The 15,783-nt window shown below is 71.2% G+C and carries 13 protein-coding genes; 7 read left to right on the forward strand and 6 right to left on the reverse strand.

Translation table 11 applies throughout. From position 1 onward, the window contains the following. The coding region (locus tag AB0B76_RS57275; protein ID WP_360394372.1) for a non-reducing end alpha-L-arabinofuranosidase family hydrolase at window positions 1–2,132 on the forward strand (2,132 nt) is incomplete at its 5' end. Window positions 2,133–2,214: 82 nt separating this feature from the next. Further along, window positions 2,215–3,534, forward strand: coding sequence for a cellulose binding domain-containing protein (locus AB0B76_RS57280; protein ID WP_360394374.1), 1,320 nt, complete (start codon window positions 2,215–2,217; stop codon window positions 3,532–3,534). A gap of 79 nt (window positions 3,535–3,613) precedes the next feature. Here the strand turns inward: AB0B76_RS57280 and AB0B76_RS57285 are convergent, their stop codons facing one another. Next, window positions 3,614–4,384, reverse strand: coding sequence for an FCD domain-containing protein (locus AB0B76_RS57285; RefSeq protein ID WP_360394377.1), 771 nt, complete (start codon window positions 4,382–4,384; stop codon window positions 3,614–3,616). 148 nt (window positions 4,385–4,532) lie between these two features. Here AB0B76_RS57285 and AB0B76_RS57290 point away from each other — a divergent pair, with 148 nt between their 5' ends. From AB0B76_RS57290 to AB0B76_RS57310, 5 genes are all read left to right on the forward strand, one after another. After that, on the forward strand, window positions 4,533–5,801 hold the full coding sequence (locus AB0B76_RS57290; RefSeq protein WP_360394380.1) for an extracellular solute-binding protein: 1,269 nt from the start codon (window positions 4,533–4,535) through the stop codon (window positions 5,799–5,801). A gap of 165 nt (window positions 5,802–5,966) precedes the next feature. Beyond that, window positions 5,967–6,794, forward strand: a complete 828-nt coding sequence (locus tag AB0B76_RS57295) for a sugar ABC transporter permease (protein WP_360394383.1) — start codon at window positions 5,967–5,969, stop codon at window positions 6,792–6,794. Then, window positions 6,794–7,621 carry a carbohydrate ABC transporter permease gene (locus AB0B76_RS57300; protein ID WP_360394386.1) on the forward strand — a complete coding sequence of 276 codons (828 nt, stop codon included), beginning with the start codon at window positions 6,794–6,796 and terminating at the stop codon, window positions 7,619–7,621. The genes AB0B76_RS57295 and AB0B76_RS57300 overlap by 1 nt, the downstream gene beginning before the upstream one ends. After that, the gene (locus AB0B76_RS57305) at window positions 7,618–8,814 is read left to right on the forward strand and encodes a mandelate racemase/muconate lactonizing enzyme family protein (RefSeq protein WP_360394389.1); all 1,197 of its coding nucleotides are present in this window, start codon (window positions 7,618–7,620) and stop codon (window positions 8,812–8,814) included. Before AB0B76_RS57300 ends, AB0B76_RS57305 begins: the two co-directional genes overlap by 4 nt. A gap of 1 nt (window position 8,815) precedes the next feature. Then, window positions 8,816–10,117, forward strand: a complete 1,302-nt coding sequence (locus AB0B76_RS57310; protein WP_360394391.1) for an ROK family transcriptional regulator — start codon at window positions 8,816–8,818, stop codon at window positions 10,115–10,117. Window positions 10,118–10,135: 18 nt separating this feature from the next. On the opposite strand, the gene AB0B76_RS57315 is transcribed toward AB0B76_RS57310, so the two are convergent. The 5 genes from AB0B76_RS57315 to AB0B76_RS57335 all read right to left on the reverse strand — a co-directional run bounded on the left by AB0B76_RS57315 (window position 10,136) and on the right by AB0B76_RS57335 (window position 15,479). Continuing rightward, a complete protein-coding gene (locus AB0B76_RS57315) occupies window positions 10,136–10,906 on the reverse strand; it encodes an FCD domain-containing protein (RefSeq protein ID WP_360394392.1) in 771 nt (256 codons plus the stop codon). A gap of 110 nt (window positions 10,907–11,016) precedes the next feature. Further along, on the reverse strand, window positions 11,017–12,021 hold the full coding sequence (locus AB0B76_RS57320) for an aldo/keto reductase (RefSeq protein ID WP_360394395.1): 1,005 nt from the start codon (window positions 12,019–12,021) through the stop codon (window positions 11,017–11,019). Beyond that, a complete protein-coding gene (gene kduD, locus AB0B76_RS57325) occupies window positions 12,018–12,779 on the reverse strand; it encodes a 2-dehydro-3-deoxy-D-gluconate 5-dehydrogenase KduD (RefSeq protein WP_360394398.1) in 762 nt (253 codons plus the stop codon). Before kduD ends, AB0B76_RS57320 begins: the two co-directional genes overlap by 4 nt. Continuing rightward, window positions 12,776–13,810, reverse strand: a complete 1,035-nt coding sequence (locus AB0B76_RS57330; protein ID WP_360394401.1) for an alcohol dehydrogenase catalytic domain-containing protein — start codon at window positions 13,808–13,810, stop codon at window positions 12,776–12,778. Before AB0B76_RS57330 ends, kduD begins: the two co-directional genes overlap by 4 nt. Window positions 13,811–13,901: 91 nt before the next feature. Continuing rightward, window positions 13,902–15,479: a sigma-70 family RNA polymerase sigma factor gene (locus AB0B76_RS57335; RefSeq protein WP_360394403.1), complete on the reverse strand. Its 1,578-nt coding sequence runs from the start codon at window positions 15,477–15,479 to the stop codon at window positions 13,902–13,904. Between the last annotated feature and the right edge of the window lie 304 nt (window positions 15,480–15,783).

The following is a 15,783-nucleotide window of genomic DNA, read 5'->3' on the forward strand; positions in this document are numbered from 1 at the left end:
AGCGCGGGCAGTTCAACTTCAGCTCCGGTGACCAGATCTACAACTGGGCCACCCAGCGCGGCATGAAGGTCCGCGGCCACACCCTGGCCTGGCACGGGCAGCAGCCGGGGTGGATGCAGAGCCTGTCCGGCTCCACCCTGCGCCAGGCGATGATCGACCACATCAACGGCGTGGTGGGCCACTACAAGGGCAAGCTCGCCTACTGGGACGTGGTCAACGAGGCCTTCAACGAGGACGGCAGCCGCCGCCAGTCCAACCTGCAGGGCACCGGCAACGACTGGATCGAGGTGGCGCTGCGCACGGCGCGCAACGCGGATCCGTCGGTGAAGCTGTGCTACAACGACTACAACATCGAGAACTGGTCGTACGCCAAGACGCAGGGCGTCTACAACATGATCCGTGACTTCAAGTCGCGGGGCGTGCCGATCGACTGTGTGGGGCTGCAGACCCACTTCACCGGTGGTAGCTCGCTGCCGGGCAACTTCCAGACGACGCTGTCGAGCTTCGCGGCCCTGGGCGTGGACGTGGCGCTGACCGAGGTCGACGTGACCAACTCGTCGACGTCGCAGTACGCCGGGCTGACCCAGGCCTGCGTCAACGTGCCCCGCTGCGTGGGCATCACCGTGTGGGGCGTGCGCGACAGCGACTCCTGGCGGTCCAGTGAGAGCCCGCTGCTCTTCGACGGCAGCGGCAACAAGAAGGCCGCGTACACCTCGGTCCTCAACGCCCTCAACGCAGTCAACCCGACCTCGAACCCGACGACCACGCCGCCCAACACGCCGGGTGGCAGCAACGAGATCGTGGGATCGCAGTCCGGCCGGTGCATCGACGTGCCCAACGCGAGCCAGAGCAACAACACGCGGGTGCAGCTGTACGACTGCCACGGCCAGTCCAACCAGCAGTGGACCTACACCTCCGGAAAGCAGCTGCAGGTGTACGGCAGCAAGTGCCTCGACGCCAGCGGCGCGGGTACCGCCAACGGCACGGCCATCATCATCTGGGACTGCAACGGCCAGGCCAACCAGCAGTGGAACGTCAACAGCAACGGCACCATCACCGGCGCGCAGTCCGGACGGTGCCTGGACGTGTGGGGCACCGCCAACGGGCAGCAGGTCCAGCTGTACGACTGCAACGGGCAGGCCAACCAGCAGTTCAAACTCGTCTCGCTCGGGGGCCCGACCTCGCCGCCGCCGTCCTCGCCGCCCCCGTCCTCGCCGGGTCAGTCGTGCTCGCTGCCGTCGTCGTACCACTGGTCGTCGACGGGTGCGCTGGCGAACCCGCAGAACGGGTGGGTGTCGCTCAAGGACTTCACCAACGTCGTCTACAACGGCAAGCACCTGGTCTACGGCTCGGACGTGTCGAGCGGCGGGTCGTACGGCTCGATGAACTTCAGCCTCTTCACCAACTGGTCCGACATGGGCTCGGCCACCCAGACCGGGATGAGCCAGGGCACGGTCGCGCCCACGCTGTTCTACTTTGCCCCGAAGAACATCTGGGTGCTGGCGTATCAGTGGGGGCCGAACGCGTTCAACTACAAGACCTCCAGCGACCCGACCAACGCCAACGGCTGGTCCTCACCGCAGGCGCTGTTCACCGGCAGCATCTCCGGCTCCGGCACCGGCGTGATCGACCAGACGCTCATCGGCGACGGCCAGAACATGTACCTGTTCTTCGCCGGTGACAACGGCAACATCTACCGGGCGAGCATGCCGATCGGGAACTTCCCGGGCAACTTCGGCTCCAGCTACACCACGGTCATGAGCGACTCGCAGTACAACCTGTTCGAGGCGGTCGAGGTCTACAAGGTCCAGAACCAGAACCAGTACCTGATGATCGTCGAGGCGATCGGCAGCCAGGGCCGCTACTTCCGCTCCTTCACGTCCAGCAGCCTGAGCGGTTCGTGGACCCCGCAGGCCGCCACCGAGAGCAACCCCTTCGCCGGCAAGGCCAACAGCGGCGCGAGCTGGACCAACGACATCAGCCACGGTGACCTGGTCCGTAGCAACCCCGACCAGACCAAGACCATCGATCCGTGCAACCTGCAGTTCCTCTACCAGGGCAAGAACCCCAGCGCCGGGGGCGACTACAACCTGCTGCCGTGGCGGCCGGGTGTGCTGACCCTGCAGCGCTAGGCGCGTAACCGCTCGCACGTGTCCGGTGCCGGCACCGGCACCGGACACGTGAACGTCGATCTGAGGAAAGGTAAGGTGCTCGATGCCGAGGCGCAGAATCCTCCTGCCGGCCATTGCGGTCGCGGCGATCCTCGTCGCGGTCACCGCCGGGCCGGCCCTGACCGGCGGCGGTGGTGGAACCGCGGCCGCCGCGACCAACGGCGTGCTGGCGGCGACCGCCGGATGCGGCAAGGCTCCGACGCTCACCAGCGGCACGCACTCGATCCAGAGCAGCGGCCAGAGCCGGACGTACATCCTGAGAGTCCCGGACAACTACAACAGCAGCCACCCGTACCGGTTGGTCTTCGGGCTGCACTGGCTGAACGGCTCGGCCGGCGCGGTCTCCTCGGCCGGGTACTACGGACTGCAGCCGCTGTCCAACAACGGCACGATCTTCGTGGCCCCGCAGGGCATCAACAACGGCTGGGCCAACACCAACGGCCAGGATCTGACCCTTGTGGACGATCTGACCAGGCTGATCGAGGGCGGCCTCTGTGTCGACACGACGCAGCTCTTCGCCCTGGGCTGGAGCTACGGCGGCGCCATGAGCTACGCGATCGCCTGTGCCCGTCCGACGGTGTTCCGTGCCGTCGCCGTGCTGTCCGGCGCCAACCTCAGCGGATGCAACGGCGGCACCCAGCCCGTCGCCTACTTCGGCATCCACGGCATCCACGACAGCGTCCTCAACATCAGCAACGGACGGTCGCTGCGCGACACGTTCGTGCGCAACAACGGTTGTACGGCCCAGAGCCCGCGCGAGCCGGCTCAGGGCAGCCTGACCCACATCACCACCACCTACACCGGGTGCCGGCCGGGCTACCCGGTCCAATGGGCGGCGTTCGACGGCGACCACACCCCGAGCCCGGTCGACGGGTCGGGCAGCCCCAACGACGCCCGAACGTGGACGTCCGGGGAGATCTGGAAGTTCTTCGCGCAGTTCGAGAACACGGTCCCGCCGAGTTCGCCCCCGCCGTCGTCCACCCCGCCGAGCTCGCCTCCGCCGTCGTCCACCCCGCCGAGCAGCGCGCCGCCGAGCTCCCCTCCGGCCAGTGGCCAGCCCGGCACCTGTACCGCCACCTACCGGGCCGTCAACGCCTGGCCCGGCGGCTTCCAGGGCGAGGTCGTCGTCGCCAACAACGGCTCCACCGCGCTCAACGGCTGGACCGTGCGCATGACCCTGACCGGCGACCAGGCGATCAGCAGTCTCTGGGGCGGCGTCAACACGGCGTCCACCGGCAACATCACGGTCAGGAACGCCACCTACAACGGCACCGTCGGCGCGAACGCCACGACCACCTTCGGGTTCGTCGCGACCGGCAGCAGCGCCGCACCACCCGGCAACGTCACCTGCGCCAGTCCCTGACCGAGGTATGCCGCCTCGCAGGCCGCCTCCGCGGCGGCCTGCGAGGCGGGTTTGTGCGCGGGCCCGGGTCGGTGGGCACCTACCGCTGCAGGCGGGCCGGCCCGCCGGGTCCGCCGCGGCGGACGAGCCAGGCGTCGGTGATGTGCGTGAACATCGCCTCGGCGGCACCCTCGGGGTCGTGCGCGGCGATGCGTTCGTAGACGCGCCGGTGGCCCTGGTTGGACGCGATGCGCAGCGCCCGTTCGGTGCGTCCGACGTAGCGAGCGGTATGGAAGACCTGGCTTTCCAATGACTTCACCACGCCCCGCGCGATGCGGTTGCCGGACGCCTGCATGATCACGTCGTGAAAGACGCGGTCGTGCTCCGCGTACCTGCCGTGGTCGCCCACCAGGTTGTCCATCAGGTCCACCAGGCTGCCCAGCTGCTTGACGGTGTCCTGATCGGCCAGGCGGGCGGCCACGTTGGCCATGTCCGACTCGAGCAGGCGCCGGGTGACGACGAGGTCGTCGAGGATGGCCAGGGTCTCGTCCTCGGCGATGGCCGCGGCCAGGACGAGCTCGTCGAGCATGTTCCACGTCGTGGGCGCGGTGACGATCGTCCCGGTGCCCTGCCGGACCTGCACCAGCCCCTTCTCCTGCAGGATCTTCACCGCCTCGCGGACCACGGTCCGGCTCACTCCGAAGGTCTCGCAGAGCGCCGGCTCCGGCGGCAGTGGTGAGCCCGGTGGGTGCAGTCCGCGCACGATGCGGTCGACCAGCTCCGCGGTGATCGCCCGGCCCAGGTTGGCCGGGCGCCGCTTCCAGGCCGGAGGCGCGGCGACGCCGGTGGTGGTGTCCTGTGATGTCGTCATGTGCCCTCCGGATGGCGCGACGCCGCGACCGTCACGACTTGACTACCACCGTACGGCAGTGTGTTGACGTCAAACGTCATACGAGTTACGTTTCCGTTCACCCGGAGCGCCCCGTCGCCCGGACACCCCTCTTGGAGAGTGATCAGCCATGAAGCAGCGAGCGTTATGGTCGGCCGTCCTGATAGCGGTGCTGGGGCTTTCCGGCTGTGGCAGCGCCGGTGGCTCGAAGTCCGCCGACACTGGTGCGGCCGGGAAGCTGGTGGTGTGGGACTGGAAGTCCAGTGACGCGAACGCGGCCAACTACGTCGCGAAGGCGAAGGCCGACTTCGCCAAGCAGCACCCCAACGTCACCGTGGAGTTCGTGGCGCAGCCCTTCGATCAGTACTACACGCTGCTCGGGTCGGCCATCCAGGCCGGCAAGGGCCCCGATGTGATGCTGTTCAACGGGGGCGGGCAGCTACGCGATCGCGTCGACTCGCTCATTGCGCTCGACGAGTACGTCGCCGCCGACAAGAGCCGGCTCGCGGGCTGGGAGGCGTTCAGCAAGAACAACAAGATCTACGCCGCGCCGATCACCCTGCAGGGCCATCCGATCTACTACAACAAGGCGCTGTACGAAAAGGCCGGACTCAACCCGGACAAGCCGGCCACGACCTGGCCCGAGTTCCTCAGCAACTGCGCCGCCATCACCAAGGCGACCGGCGCGAAGTGCCTGGCGATGGGCAACAAAGAGGGTTACGGCATCCAGTTCTTCATGTCGAGCTTCGGCCCCGGGATCCTGACGCCGCAGGAGTACACCGACTGGATCGCGGGCAAGCGCAACTGGGAGTCGCCCGACGTCAAGAAGATCTTCCAGCTGTGGAAGGACGCTGGCGACGCCGGCCTGAACACCGACGGGGCCAACTCCACCCCGATGTTCATGGACATGTTCGGACTCTTCCAGGCCGGCAAGTCCTCGCACGTCCTGGGCCTGATGTCCGACGTCGGGGCCTGGAAGGACTTCAACGAGTTCCTGACGCCGGCGAAGGTCGGCGTGATGCTGTCGCCGGTCATCAACTCCGGCGCCACGCCACTCATCGGCTATGACGGCGGCGTCGGCTACGGCGTCGCGAAATGGACGAAGGACCCGAAGCTGGCCGCGGACCTGGTGCGGTCGCTGACCTCGGCCGAGGCGCTGAAGGCCTACTCCAACGACGCCGGCTCGGTCCCCGCCGACACCACGCTCGACCTGTCGAACGGCGGACCGGCGCTCACCAAGATCGTATCCGAGATCAAGTCGGGCAAGCCCGCGCTGCATGTCGCCCTGTCGGCCAAGACGCAGGATCTGATGGGGCGCCTGTCGCAAGCGCTCCTCAGCGGATCGGTCACCGTCGACGACGCAATGAAGCAGCTCGCCGAGTCCGACAAGACGGGTTGATCGGTGTCCTTCCGAGGTTCTCTGTCGTCGTTCCGCCCGGCACCGGCCGGGCGGAACGGCCAGGCTCCGGCCGCACGGCAACTGCCCGGCGCCGAGGGCGGCCCGCGCACCGGCCGGCGCCAGGACGGCGGAGCCCGCTCCGAACGCCTGGCACCGTACATCCTCGTGGCACCGGCTCTCCTGATCATCGTGACGCTGCGGTGGTGGCCCCTGCTGCTCGGCGTCAACTTCTCCTTCACCGGCGACGCCGATCGCGACGGAGCGGCCGTCGGCCTCGACAACTACGCGACGCTCCTGCACGACCCGCTGTTCCGGACCGCCCTGCGCAACGTCGGGTTGCTGGTGCTGCTGCTGCCGGTGGCGGTGGCGATACCCGGCCTGCTCGCCACCTTCATCCACCTCCGCGTGCCGGGCCACCGGTTCTTCCGCAGCACCTACTTCTTTCCCGCCGTGCTTTCGCCGGTCATCATCGGCGCGATCTTCAACATGCTGCTGGCGATCGACGGGCCGCTGAACGAGGTGCTCAGGGCGGTCGGCGTTGCGCCGGTGGACTGGCTCGGCGATCCGGACATCGCCATGTACAGCGTCGTCGCCGTGCACATCTGGGGCACCTTCGGCATGGCCCTGGTGGTGTTCCTCGCCGGCTTCGCCGCGCTCGACCCCGCACTGCTGGACGCCGCCCGGGTCGACGGCGCATCGTTGCCGCAGACCATCCGGCACGTGATCGTGCCGGGCCTGTCCCGCACCATTCAGTTCGTCTTCGTCACCACGATGATCGGCATGCTGACCTCGATGTTCGGCCTGCTGTACGTCATGACGGCCGGCGGGCCCGAGGGCTCGACCTACCTGCCCGAGTACTACATCTGGATCCAGCAGGGCCAGATGAGCCGCCCGGCGCTCGCGTCGGCCGCCTCGACGGTGCTCTTCCTGGTCATGCTGGTCGTCGGCCTGCTCCAGATCGCGCTGCTGCGCCGTAGTGGAAAGGAGGACTGATGTCACAGGCCCGAGTGGGCCGATGGCTGGTCGCCGCGCTGATGGCGTTGCTGGCCCTGGCCACCGTCTACCCCTTGCTGTTCACCGCCAACGTCGCGATGCAGACCCGGCGCGAGTACATCCTCGACCGGTTCTCGCTGGCCGAATCGCTGCACTGGGACAACGTCACCACGGCGTGGAGCAGTGCCGGCATGGACCGGTACTTCCTCAACTCGCTCATCGTGGTGACCTCCGCCGTGATCCTCCTGCTGCTGCTCGGCTCCATGGCCGGGTTTGCGCTCAGCCGGGTGCGGTTCCGCGGTTCCGCGACGCTGTCCCTGGTCTTCCTGGCCGCGCTGTTCATTCCGTTCCAGGTCATCATGGTCCCGCTCGCCCGGGTCATGGACGGCAGCGGGCTCGTCGACACCTATCCGGGGCTGATCCTCGCCTACGTCGCGCAGTTCCTGCCGTTCACGATCTTCCTGATGACGAGCTACTACCGGACGGTCCCGCCGGAGATCATCGATGCGGCCCGGATCGACGGGAACACGCTCTACGGCGTGTACCGGCGCATCATGCTGCCGATCGGCCGGCCGGCGCTGCTGTCGGTGGGCATTCTCGACGCGTTGTTCTGCTGGAACGACGTGATCATCGCGCTGCTCATGATGCCCTCGCCCGAGCACCGGACGCTGATGGTCGGGGTCACGTCGCTGCGCGGGCAGTACTCGGCCAACATCCCGACGTTCGCCGCCGGCGTGCTGATCGCCGCGGTACCGGTGCTGCTGACCTACCTGTTCCTCCAGCGTCAGATCGTCGACGGCGTCACCGCCGGCTCCATGAAAGGGTGACATTGCGCATCACCGGCTACCGCACGCTGACGACCGTCCAAGAATGGGGACGGCCGGTCGGTGACGCCAACGGCGTCTTCGCCGACGGCATCACCTCGGTCCCGATCGTCATGGTGGACACCGACGAGGGCATCACCGGCGTCGGCCTGGGACCGCACCTCGACATCGACGCCATCTTCGACGCCATCGAGGGCGAGGATCCCCGGGCCGTGACGGCCCTGTACGACCGGATGCTGCGCCAGACCTTCAAGGCCGGCCACGCGGGCCGCGTGTTCGGCACGATCGGGGCGCTGGACAGCGCCCTGTGGGACATCAAGGCCCAGGCCGCCGGCCAGCCGCTCTGGCGCCTGCTGGGCGGCCGCGACCGCACGGTGGCCGCCTACGCCTCCGGCCTGGACATCGGCCTGACCGACGAGCAACTCGTCGCGGTCTACCGGGAGTACGCCGAGCACGGGCTCCAGGCGGCCAAGCTCAAGGGCGGCCTCGACGTCGAGCGCGACAAACACCGCCTGGGCCTGGTGCGTCAGGTGCTCGCCGAGCCGGGACACGTACGGCGGCCGGGCCTCATGCTGGACGCCAACGAGTGCTGGAACCGCAAGCAGGCGGTACGGTACATCGGCGAGATCGAACAGGCCCTGGACCTGATCTGGGTCGAGGAGCCGGTGCGCCGCTGGGACGCCGACGGTCTCGCGACGGTCAGCCGCGGGGTCCGCGCCGCGGTCGCCACCGGCGAGAACCTGACCGGGCTCGAACAGTACCGCCCGCTGGTCGCCGCCGGCGCGGTCGACATCGTGCAGACGGCCGCGGTCTGGGGCGTCACCCACTTCCTGCGGGTGGCCGCCCTGGCCCACGCCTACGACCTGCCGGTCAGTCCGATCGGCACGACGCCGATGGCGCTGCTGCACGCCGCGACGTCGGTGCCCAACCACCTGACCAGCGAGTTGCAGGACCTGCGGCCGCCGTTCGGGGTGTCCGTCGACCTGGAGGTCGAGGACGGCGTCTTCGTCCTGGGCGAGTCGCCCGGTCTGGGTGTCACGGTGGACGAGCACGCGATCGCCGCATCCACGCAGCGGTCGAACACGGCCGCGGCGGACACTCCGAACGTCCGGCCGGAGCACGCCGGGCGGCGGCTGCTGGCCGCCGCGGACGGGGCCCGCGGCACCGTGATGCCACGGCTGCCCGCGGTCCGGTGACATGGGCCGGCCGCGCGCCGGCGCCGGTTCGGCGCACGACCCGACCGATCGGCTCGCCCTGCGTCGCGTCAACCTGACCCACCTGCTGCGGCACCTGCGTACCAACGGCCCGCACTCCCGCGTCGCGCTGGCCGCCACCACCGGGCTGTCCAAGGCGACCGTCTCCAGCCTGGTCGACGAGCTGCTCGCCCGGCGGCTGGTGCGCGACGTCGATGTGCGGCCGTCCGACGGCGACCGGCGGCCGGGGCGCGGCATCGCGCTGAGCCCCGACGTCGGCGCGGTCGGTGTCGAGATCAACGTCGACTACCTGGCCGTGTACGGCAGCGACCTCGCCGGGCGGACCGTGATCGAGCAGCGGGTGGGCTTCGACGCGACACACTCCGACGTCGGACGCAGCCTCGACGACCTCACCCGGGTGGCGCGGCACTGCCTGGCCGAGTTGGGGGGCCGCGGCATCACCCCGGTCGGGCTCACGGTCGCGGTGCCGGGCCTTGTGGACGTCGCCCGTGGCGTGGTCGTCCTGGCCCCCAACCTCGGATGGCGCGACGTGCCGCTCACCGCCCGGCTTGCCCGTGGCCTCCCGCGGAGTCTGTGGGTCGGTGTCGACAACGACGCCAACCTCGCCGCTGTTGCGGAGTACCACTCGGGTGTCGCGGCCGGCACCGACCACCTGGTCTACATCACCGGTGCGGTCGGCGTCGGCGGCGGCGTGATCGTCGCCGGCCGGTTGCTGCGCGGCGCCGACGGCTTCGGCGGGGAGGTCGGTCACCTGCCGGTCGATCCGGGCGGCGACCGGTGCGGCTGCGGCCGGCTGGGCTGCTGGGAGACCAAGGTCGGCCTGGCGGCGCTGATCCGCCGCGTCTCGCCCGGCGCCGGAGACGGCCGCCGCCCCGGCCCGGTCCTGGGCCCGCAGGAGCGCGTCACGGAGATCTCGCACCGCCTCGCCACCGGTGACCCGATCGTCGCCGAGGCCGTCGCGGACATCGGCCGGTGGCTCGGGCACGGCGGCGCGATCCTGGGCAATCTGTTCAACCCTCGGGTCATCGTCCTCGGCGGGTACTTCGCCGAACTGGCCGACCACCTGATCCCTCCGGCGCAGGCGACCCTCGCCCGCCTGGCCGTCGCCGGCCCCGCCGCACGCTGCCACTTCGTCGCGTCGCATCTGGGCTTCACCGCCGCCGCCCGCGGCGGGGCGGGTGTCATGATCGAGCGCGTGATCGACGACCCCACGGCGGTGACCCTCGAGGCTCGTCCTCCCCGCAGTCGCGGGACTCGGCCGGCGGCTCGGGCGGAGGCGGGCTGACCCGGCCCGGGCCGGTCGCTACCGCTGCAGGCGCGCGGGGTCGCTCGGGCCCCCGCGGCGCACGAGCCACGCGTCGGTGATGTGCGTGAACATCGCGGTGGCGGCGCCCTCGGGGTCGCGGGCGGCGATGCGCTCGCAGACGCGGCGATGGCCGAGGTTCGACGCGATGCACAGGCTGCGGTCGGTGCGCCCGACGTAGCGGGCCGTGTGGATGACCTGGCTCTCGAGGGCCTTCACGACGCCGCGGGCGATGCGGTTCCCGGACGCTTCCATGATCGTGTTGTGGAAGACGCGGTCGTGCTCCTCGTACGTCACGTGGTCATCGACGAGCTCGTCCATGCGGTCGACCATCGCTCGGAGTCGCTCGACGGTCGGCTCGTCGGCCAGGCGCGCGGCGACGTTGGCCATGTCCGACTCCAGCAGGCGCCGGGTCACGACCAGGTCGTCGAGGACGCCGAGCGTCGAGTCCTCGGCGATGGTGGCGGCAAGGACCAGCTCGTCGAGGATGTTCCAGCGCGTCGGCGGGGTGACGACGGTGCCGCTGCCCTGCCGGACCTGCACCAGGCCCTTCTCCTGCAGCACCTTCATCGCCTCGCGGATCACGGTGCGGCTGACGGAGAACGTCTCGCACAGCGCCGGCTCCGGGGGCAGGGGTGTGCCGGGCGGATGCAGCCCGCGCACGATGCGATCCACGAGCTCGGCGGTGACCGCCTTGCCGAGGTTGGCCGGGCGCCGCGCCCACGCCGGCGGCGTGATGGGGCCGGCCGGCTCGGTGCGGGATGTCGTCATGGGCCCTCCCGGTTGCACGCCGCGGCCGGCGTGACGACGTGCCAGCAGTCTACGCCCGGCGGCTGTACATCGGACGTATTACCAATTGACCGGCGTCGGCGCGGTCCGGCCTACCCGCGGTCGTCCGGCGACCGCAGGAGCCCGGCGGCCCGCAGCGCCGTCCACAAGGCCTCCGGCACGACGGCGGCCGCCCGTTGCCGCGTCTCGCCCACCTCGACCGGCGTGCGCAGGCCCACCACGGTCGACACGACCGCCGGATGGCTCCGGACGAAGGCGAGCGCGGCCGCGGGCAGGCGCACACCGTGGGCCTCGCAGACCGCGGCGATGCGCCGCGCGCGGTCGATGAGCTCCGCCGGGGCCGGCGCGTAGTTGTACATGGCGTCGGCCGGCGGCTGGTCCCGCGCGAGCAGCCCGGAGTTGTAGACGCCGGCGATGACGACGCCCACCCCGCCGTCGGACGCGGCCGGCAGGAGGTCGTCCATGGCGCCCTGTTCCAGCAGCGTGTACCGGCCGGCGCACATGACCAGGTCGACGTCGGTCTCCCGGACGAACCGGGTGAGCAGCGCGGACTGGTTCATGCCCGCCCCGACGGCTCCGATGACGCCCTGGTCGCGCAGCTCCGTCAGGGCGGGTACGGCGTGCTTCGCCGCTTGCTCCCAGTGCTCGTCGGGGTCGTGCAGGTACACGATGTCGATGCGGTCCAGACCGGTCCGTTGCAGGCTCGCCTCCAGTGAGCGGAGGACGCCGTCGCGGCTGAAGTCCCACTCCCGGCGCAGGTCGGCCGGGACGTCGAAGCCCTCCGGGTCGCGCCGGTGCGCGGTCTGCGGCGACGGCACCAGCAGCCGTCCGACCTTCGTGGAGAGCACATAGGAGTCGCGGGGCCGGGTGCGCAGCGCGGCGCCCAGCCGGCGTTCGGACAACCCGAGGCCGTAGTGCGGCGCGGTGTCGAAGTAGCGGATCCCGTTGTCCCAGGCGGCCTGCACGGCGGCGTGGAACGTCTCGTCGCTCGTCGCGTGGTACAGGTTGCCGCCCTGGGCGGCCCCGAAGCCCAGCCCGGTCAGGCGCACCGCCGGCCGGCGGGGGAGCGGCCGGGCCGGCCCGGCGGTCGCCGTCATCGACCCAGCCAGCCGCCGTCGACCGGCAGGACGATGCCGTTGACGTAGTCCGAGGCGGGCGCGGCGAGGAACACCGCGGCGCCGGCCAGGTCGTCGGGGCGGCCCCAGCGGCCGGCCGGGATCCGCTCCAGGATGGCTCGGCTGCGGGCCGCGTCCTCGCGCAGTGCCTGCGTGTTGTCGGTGGCGACATAGCCCGGCGCGATCGCGTTGACGTTCACGCCGTGGGCCGCCCACTCGTTGGCGAGCGCCTTGGTGAGCCCGGCGACCGCGGACTTGGCGGCCGTGTAGCCGGGGACGTTGATGCCACCCTGGAAGCTCAGCAGCGACGCGGTGAAGATGATTTTTCCGTGGCCGCGCCGGACCATCTCGCGGCCGACGGCGCGACTGAGGACGAACTGGCTGCTGAGGTTGACCTCCAGGACGCGGTCCCACAGCTCGTCGGGGTGCTCGGCCGCCGGCATCCGGGCGATGGTTCCGGCGTTGTTGACCAGGATGTCGATCGGGCCGCGAGCGTTGAGCTCGCCGGCGAGCCGGTGCACGGCGGCCCGATCCGCGAAGTCCGCGCGGAGCGCGGTGAAGTCGCGACCCGTGGCGCGCACGCGCCGCTCGACCTCGCTTCCGGCCGGTTCGAGCTGGGCGGACACGCCGATGATGTCGGCCCCGGCCGCGGCGAGCGCCTCCGCGACGGCCAGGCCGATGCCGCGCCGTGCCCCGGTGACGACGGCGAGGCGCCCGGAGAGGTCGAAGAGGGCGGTCACCGGCCCAGCTCCCGCCAGTCGATGAGGACCTTCATGACGCGGCCGCCCGACTCGAGCGCGGCAAAGGCGGCGTCGACGGCCGCGACCGGCTCGATGAGCGAGATGAGGCGGTCGGCGGGCACGGCGCCCGAGGCGACGAGCTCGATGGCCGCGATCACGTCCGGCCGCTCGTAGAGGCGCGCGCCGAACAGCTCCAGCTCGCGCCAGAAGACCCGGTGCAGGCTCACCGCCCGGGGCTGCGGGTGGATGGCCACCATGACGAGCCGTCCGCGGGTGGCGAGGACCTGGACCGCGGTCTCGACGCCGCCGGACGATCCGGAGACCTCGAAGGCGATGTCGGCCCCGGCGCCGGCCGTGTGCTCGTCGGTCGTCGCGACGACGTCCACGGCCGCCGGATCGAGGGCCTCGATGCCGAGCTCGGCCGCGACCGAGCGGCGGAACGGGTCGGGCTCGACCAGAACGACGCGGGCCCGCTCGCGTTGCGCGACGATCGCGATGAGCGTGCCGATCGGCCCGCCGCCGACCACCACGACGTGGTCGCCGGGGGACACGCCGGCCCGCCGGACGTCGTGCACGGCCACCGAGACGGGCTCGACGAGCGCCGCGTGGTCCAGCGGCAGCTGGTCGGGAAGGGCCAGCACGAGGTCGGCCGGCACGTTCCACAGCGACTGCATGGCGCCGGGGGAGTCGATGCCGAGGAACTTCAGGTTGTGGCAGATGTGCGCGTTGCCCCGCCGGCAGGCCGGACAGTGTCCACAGGAGAGGGTCGGCATCACGGTGACCGGCTGCCCGATCGACCAGCCGGTCACGCCGGGCCCGATGGCGTCGATCCGCCCCGACATCTCGTGGCCCAGCACGGCCCCGGCGCCGACCCGGGCGTCCATGTCGCCGTGGAAGATGTGCAGGTCCGTGCCGCAGATGCCGGTGAAGGCGACGGCGATGCGCACCTCGCCGGGCCCGGGTTCCGCCGCGGTTCGGTCCTCGACCTCGACGCGGCGCGCGGCTCGGTAGACGACCGCTTGCATCGACATGCTGCCCACCTTCGTTGTCCACGGCACCCAGGCGCACCGCGCTCGAAAGGTAACTCGTATGATGTCTTACGTCAACGCCGCGCGGGCGGTCTCACGGGCGGAGCGGGGCGCGGGCCCAGAAGGAGCTTTCGGCGAGGAAGGACCCGCTGTGGTCCGACTGGTCCACCCAAAGCTCGTCGCCCCGGCGGTGCAGGAACCAGCCCGGGTAGTTGGAGGACTCCAGCAGGATCGAGTCGCGGACCGCGCCCGGACGCGGGCAGAAGGTCGCGTCACCGCGGAACAGCGGCGTTCCCTGGTCCTGGTTGAGCCGCAGGCGCCAGGATGCATGACGCAGATATCCGCCATCGGCGCCGCGGAACGAGAGACAGCCGGGGTCGGCAAGGCCGGCGACCACGGCGAAGGTGGCCTGCCGCCGCGAGGCTTCGGCGCTGGCCGACCCGAGCGGGGCGAGGACGCCCAGGCCGTCGACGGCCGTGACGAACCGGCCCGGCGCGTCGGCCGACTCCACGGACACGGACCGGCCGGGGGTGAGCGGCTGCGTGCGCGCGGCCGACGGGGCGGCGGCGCTCGTGCGTGGCGGCGTTGCCGGCGACGGGGCCAGGGCCGAGCCGGTGCTCGCGCGGGCCGCGGAGGCCGAGGCCGGCGCGGCGGCCAGGCCGGCGGACGGCGGGTCCGACGGGGGCAGGATCGCCACCGTGACCACGGCGCCGGCCGTCACGGCCCCGGCGACTGCCGTGGCCACCGGATGCGCCAGCAACGTCTGCAGCAGCTTGCCGAGCGCCCCGGTCCCGGTCGCGCCCGTGGCGCCGGCCGTGGCGGGTGCCGCGATGGCCGCGTTCGCGGCGGCTGTCCCGCTCACGGCGCCGAGCGCCGTCTTGCCCAGCAGGGCGGCCGCGAACCCGACCGGCACCGGCAGGAGTGCCAGCCCGGCGAGCAGCCGCTCCGGGGCGATCAGGCCGGCCGCGGCACGGCCGCAGACGGCGCACGAGCGGGTGTGGCGCGCGATGCGCTTGCGCCAGAGCGGGTCCGGCGTGCCGTCCCACCCGGTCACCGCGGCGTCGAGCCGGGCACAGCGCGGCTCGGCCTCCAACGCGGCCACGATCTCCCGGCTCAGGTCGAGCTGCCGGCGCAGGCGCTGGACGCGCACGCCGGCGTGCGCGACGCTGACGTGCAGGGCGTCGGCCAGCTCGGCGCGGGTCAGCTCGCCATTGACCTCCAGCCACCACAGCGACAGCAGCGCCCGGTCCTGCGGGTCGAGCCAGCGGGCCGCCCGCTGCGCCAGGCGGCGCTGCTGCGTGAGCATCATCCGCAGGGCCGTCAGCTCCTCGAACGGCGCGGCCGGGTCCTCGACGTTCTCGGCGTCGGCCAGCGGGGCGCCGCGCCGGTCGGCAACCTTGCGGTGCTGCAGATGGGTGCTCACCTGGTGTACCGCGATCGCGGCCAGCCAGGCCCGGTAGCGCTGCGCGCTGTGCAGCGACGGCAGCTGCCGCACCATCCGCAGCATGGTGTCCTGCACGACGTCGTCCGCGTCGGCATGCTCGCCCATGGCCCGGTGGACGATGGTGTACACCACGGGCAGGCTGACGGCCACGAGTTCGTCCAGGGCGCGCCGGTCGCCCGCCCGGGCGGCCTCCACCAGGCTCGGATCGGCCGCGCTGGTCGTTCCCACTCTCACATCGCACTCACAAAGCCCGAACGACGGCGGCCGGGCCGGCCGTCGTCCCACCGTGGACGTCGACTGTGCTCGACGATCGGGCACCGCGTCAAGAAGCGTCCCGTGCGACCACGGCGGGCCGGCGCGCATAACACAAAAACCGTCGCCGGCTCCCGGTCCGTCGCGCAGAACGGACGGGAGCCGGCGAATGGTGTTACAGGCCGAGGTCGGAGGCCTTGAAGAAGCCGGAGTCGACCAGCTTCGACTTCACGTCGTCCTTCGTGACCACGACCGGTGGGAGGAGGTAGGAGGGAACGAC

This window comes from Dactylosporangium sp. NPDC049140 (assembly GCF_040648435.1).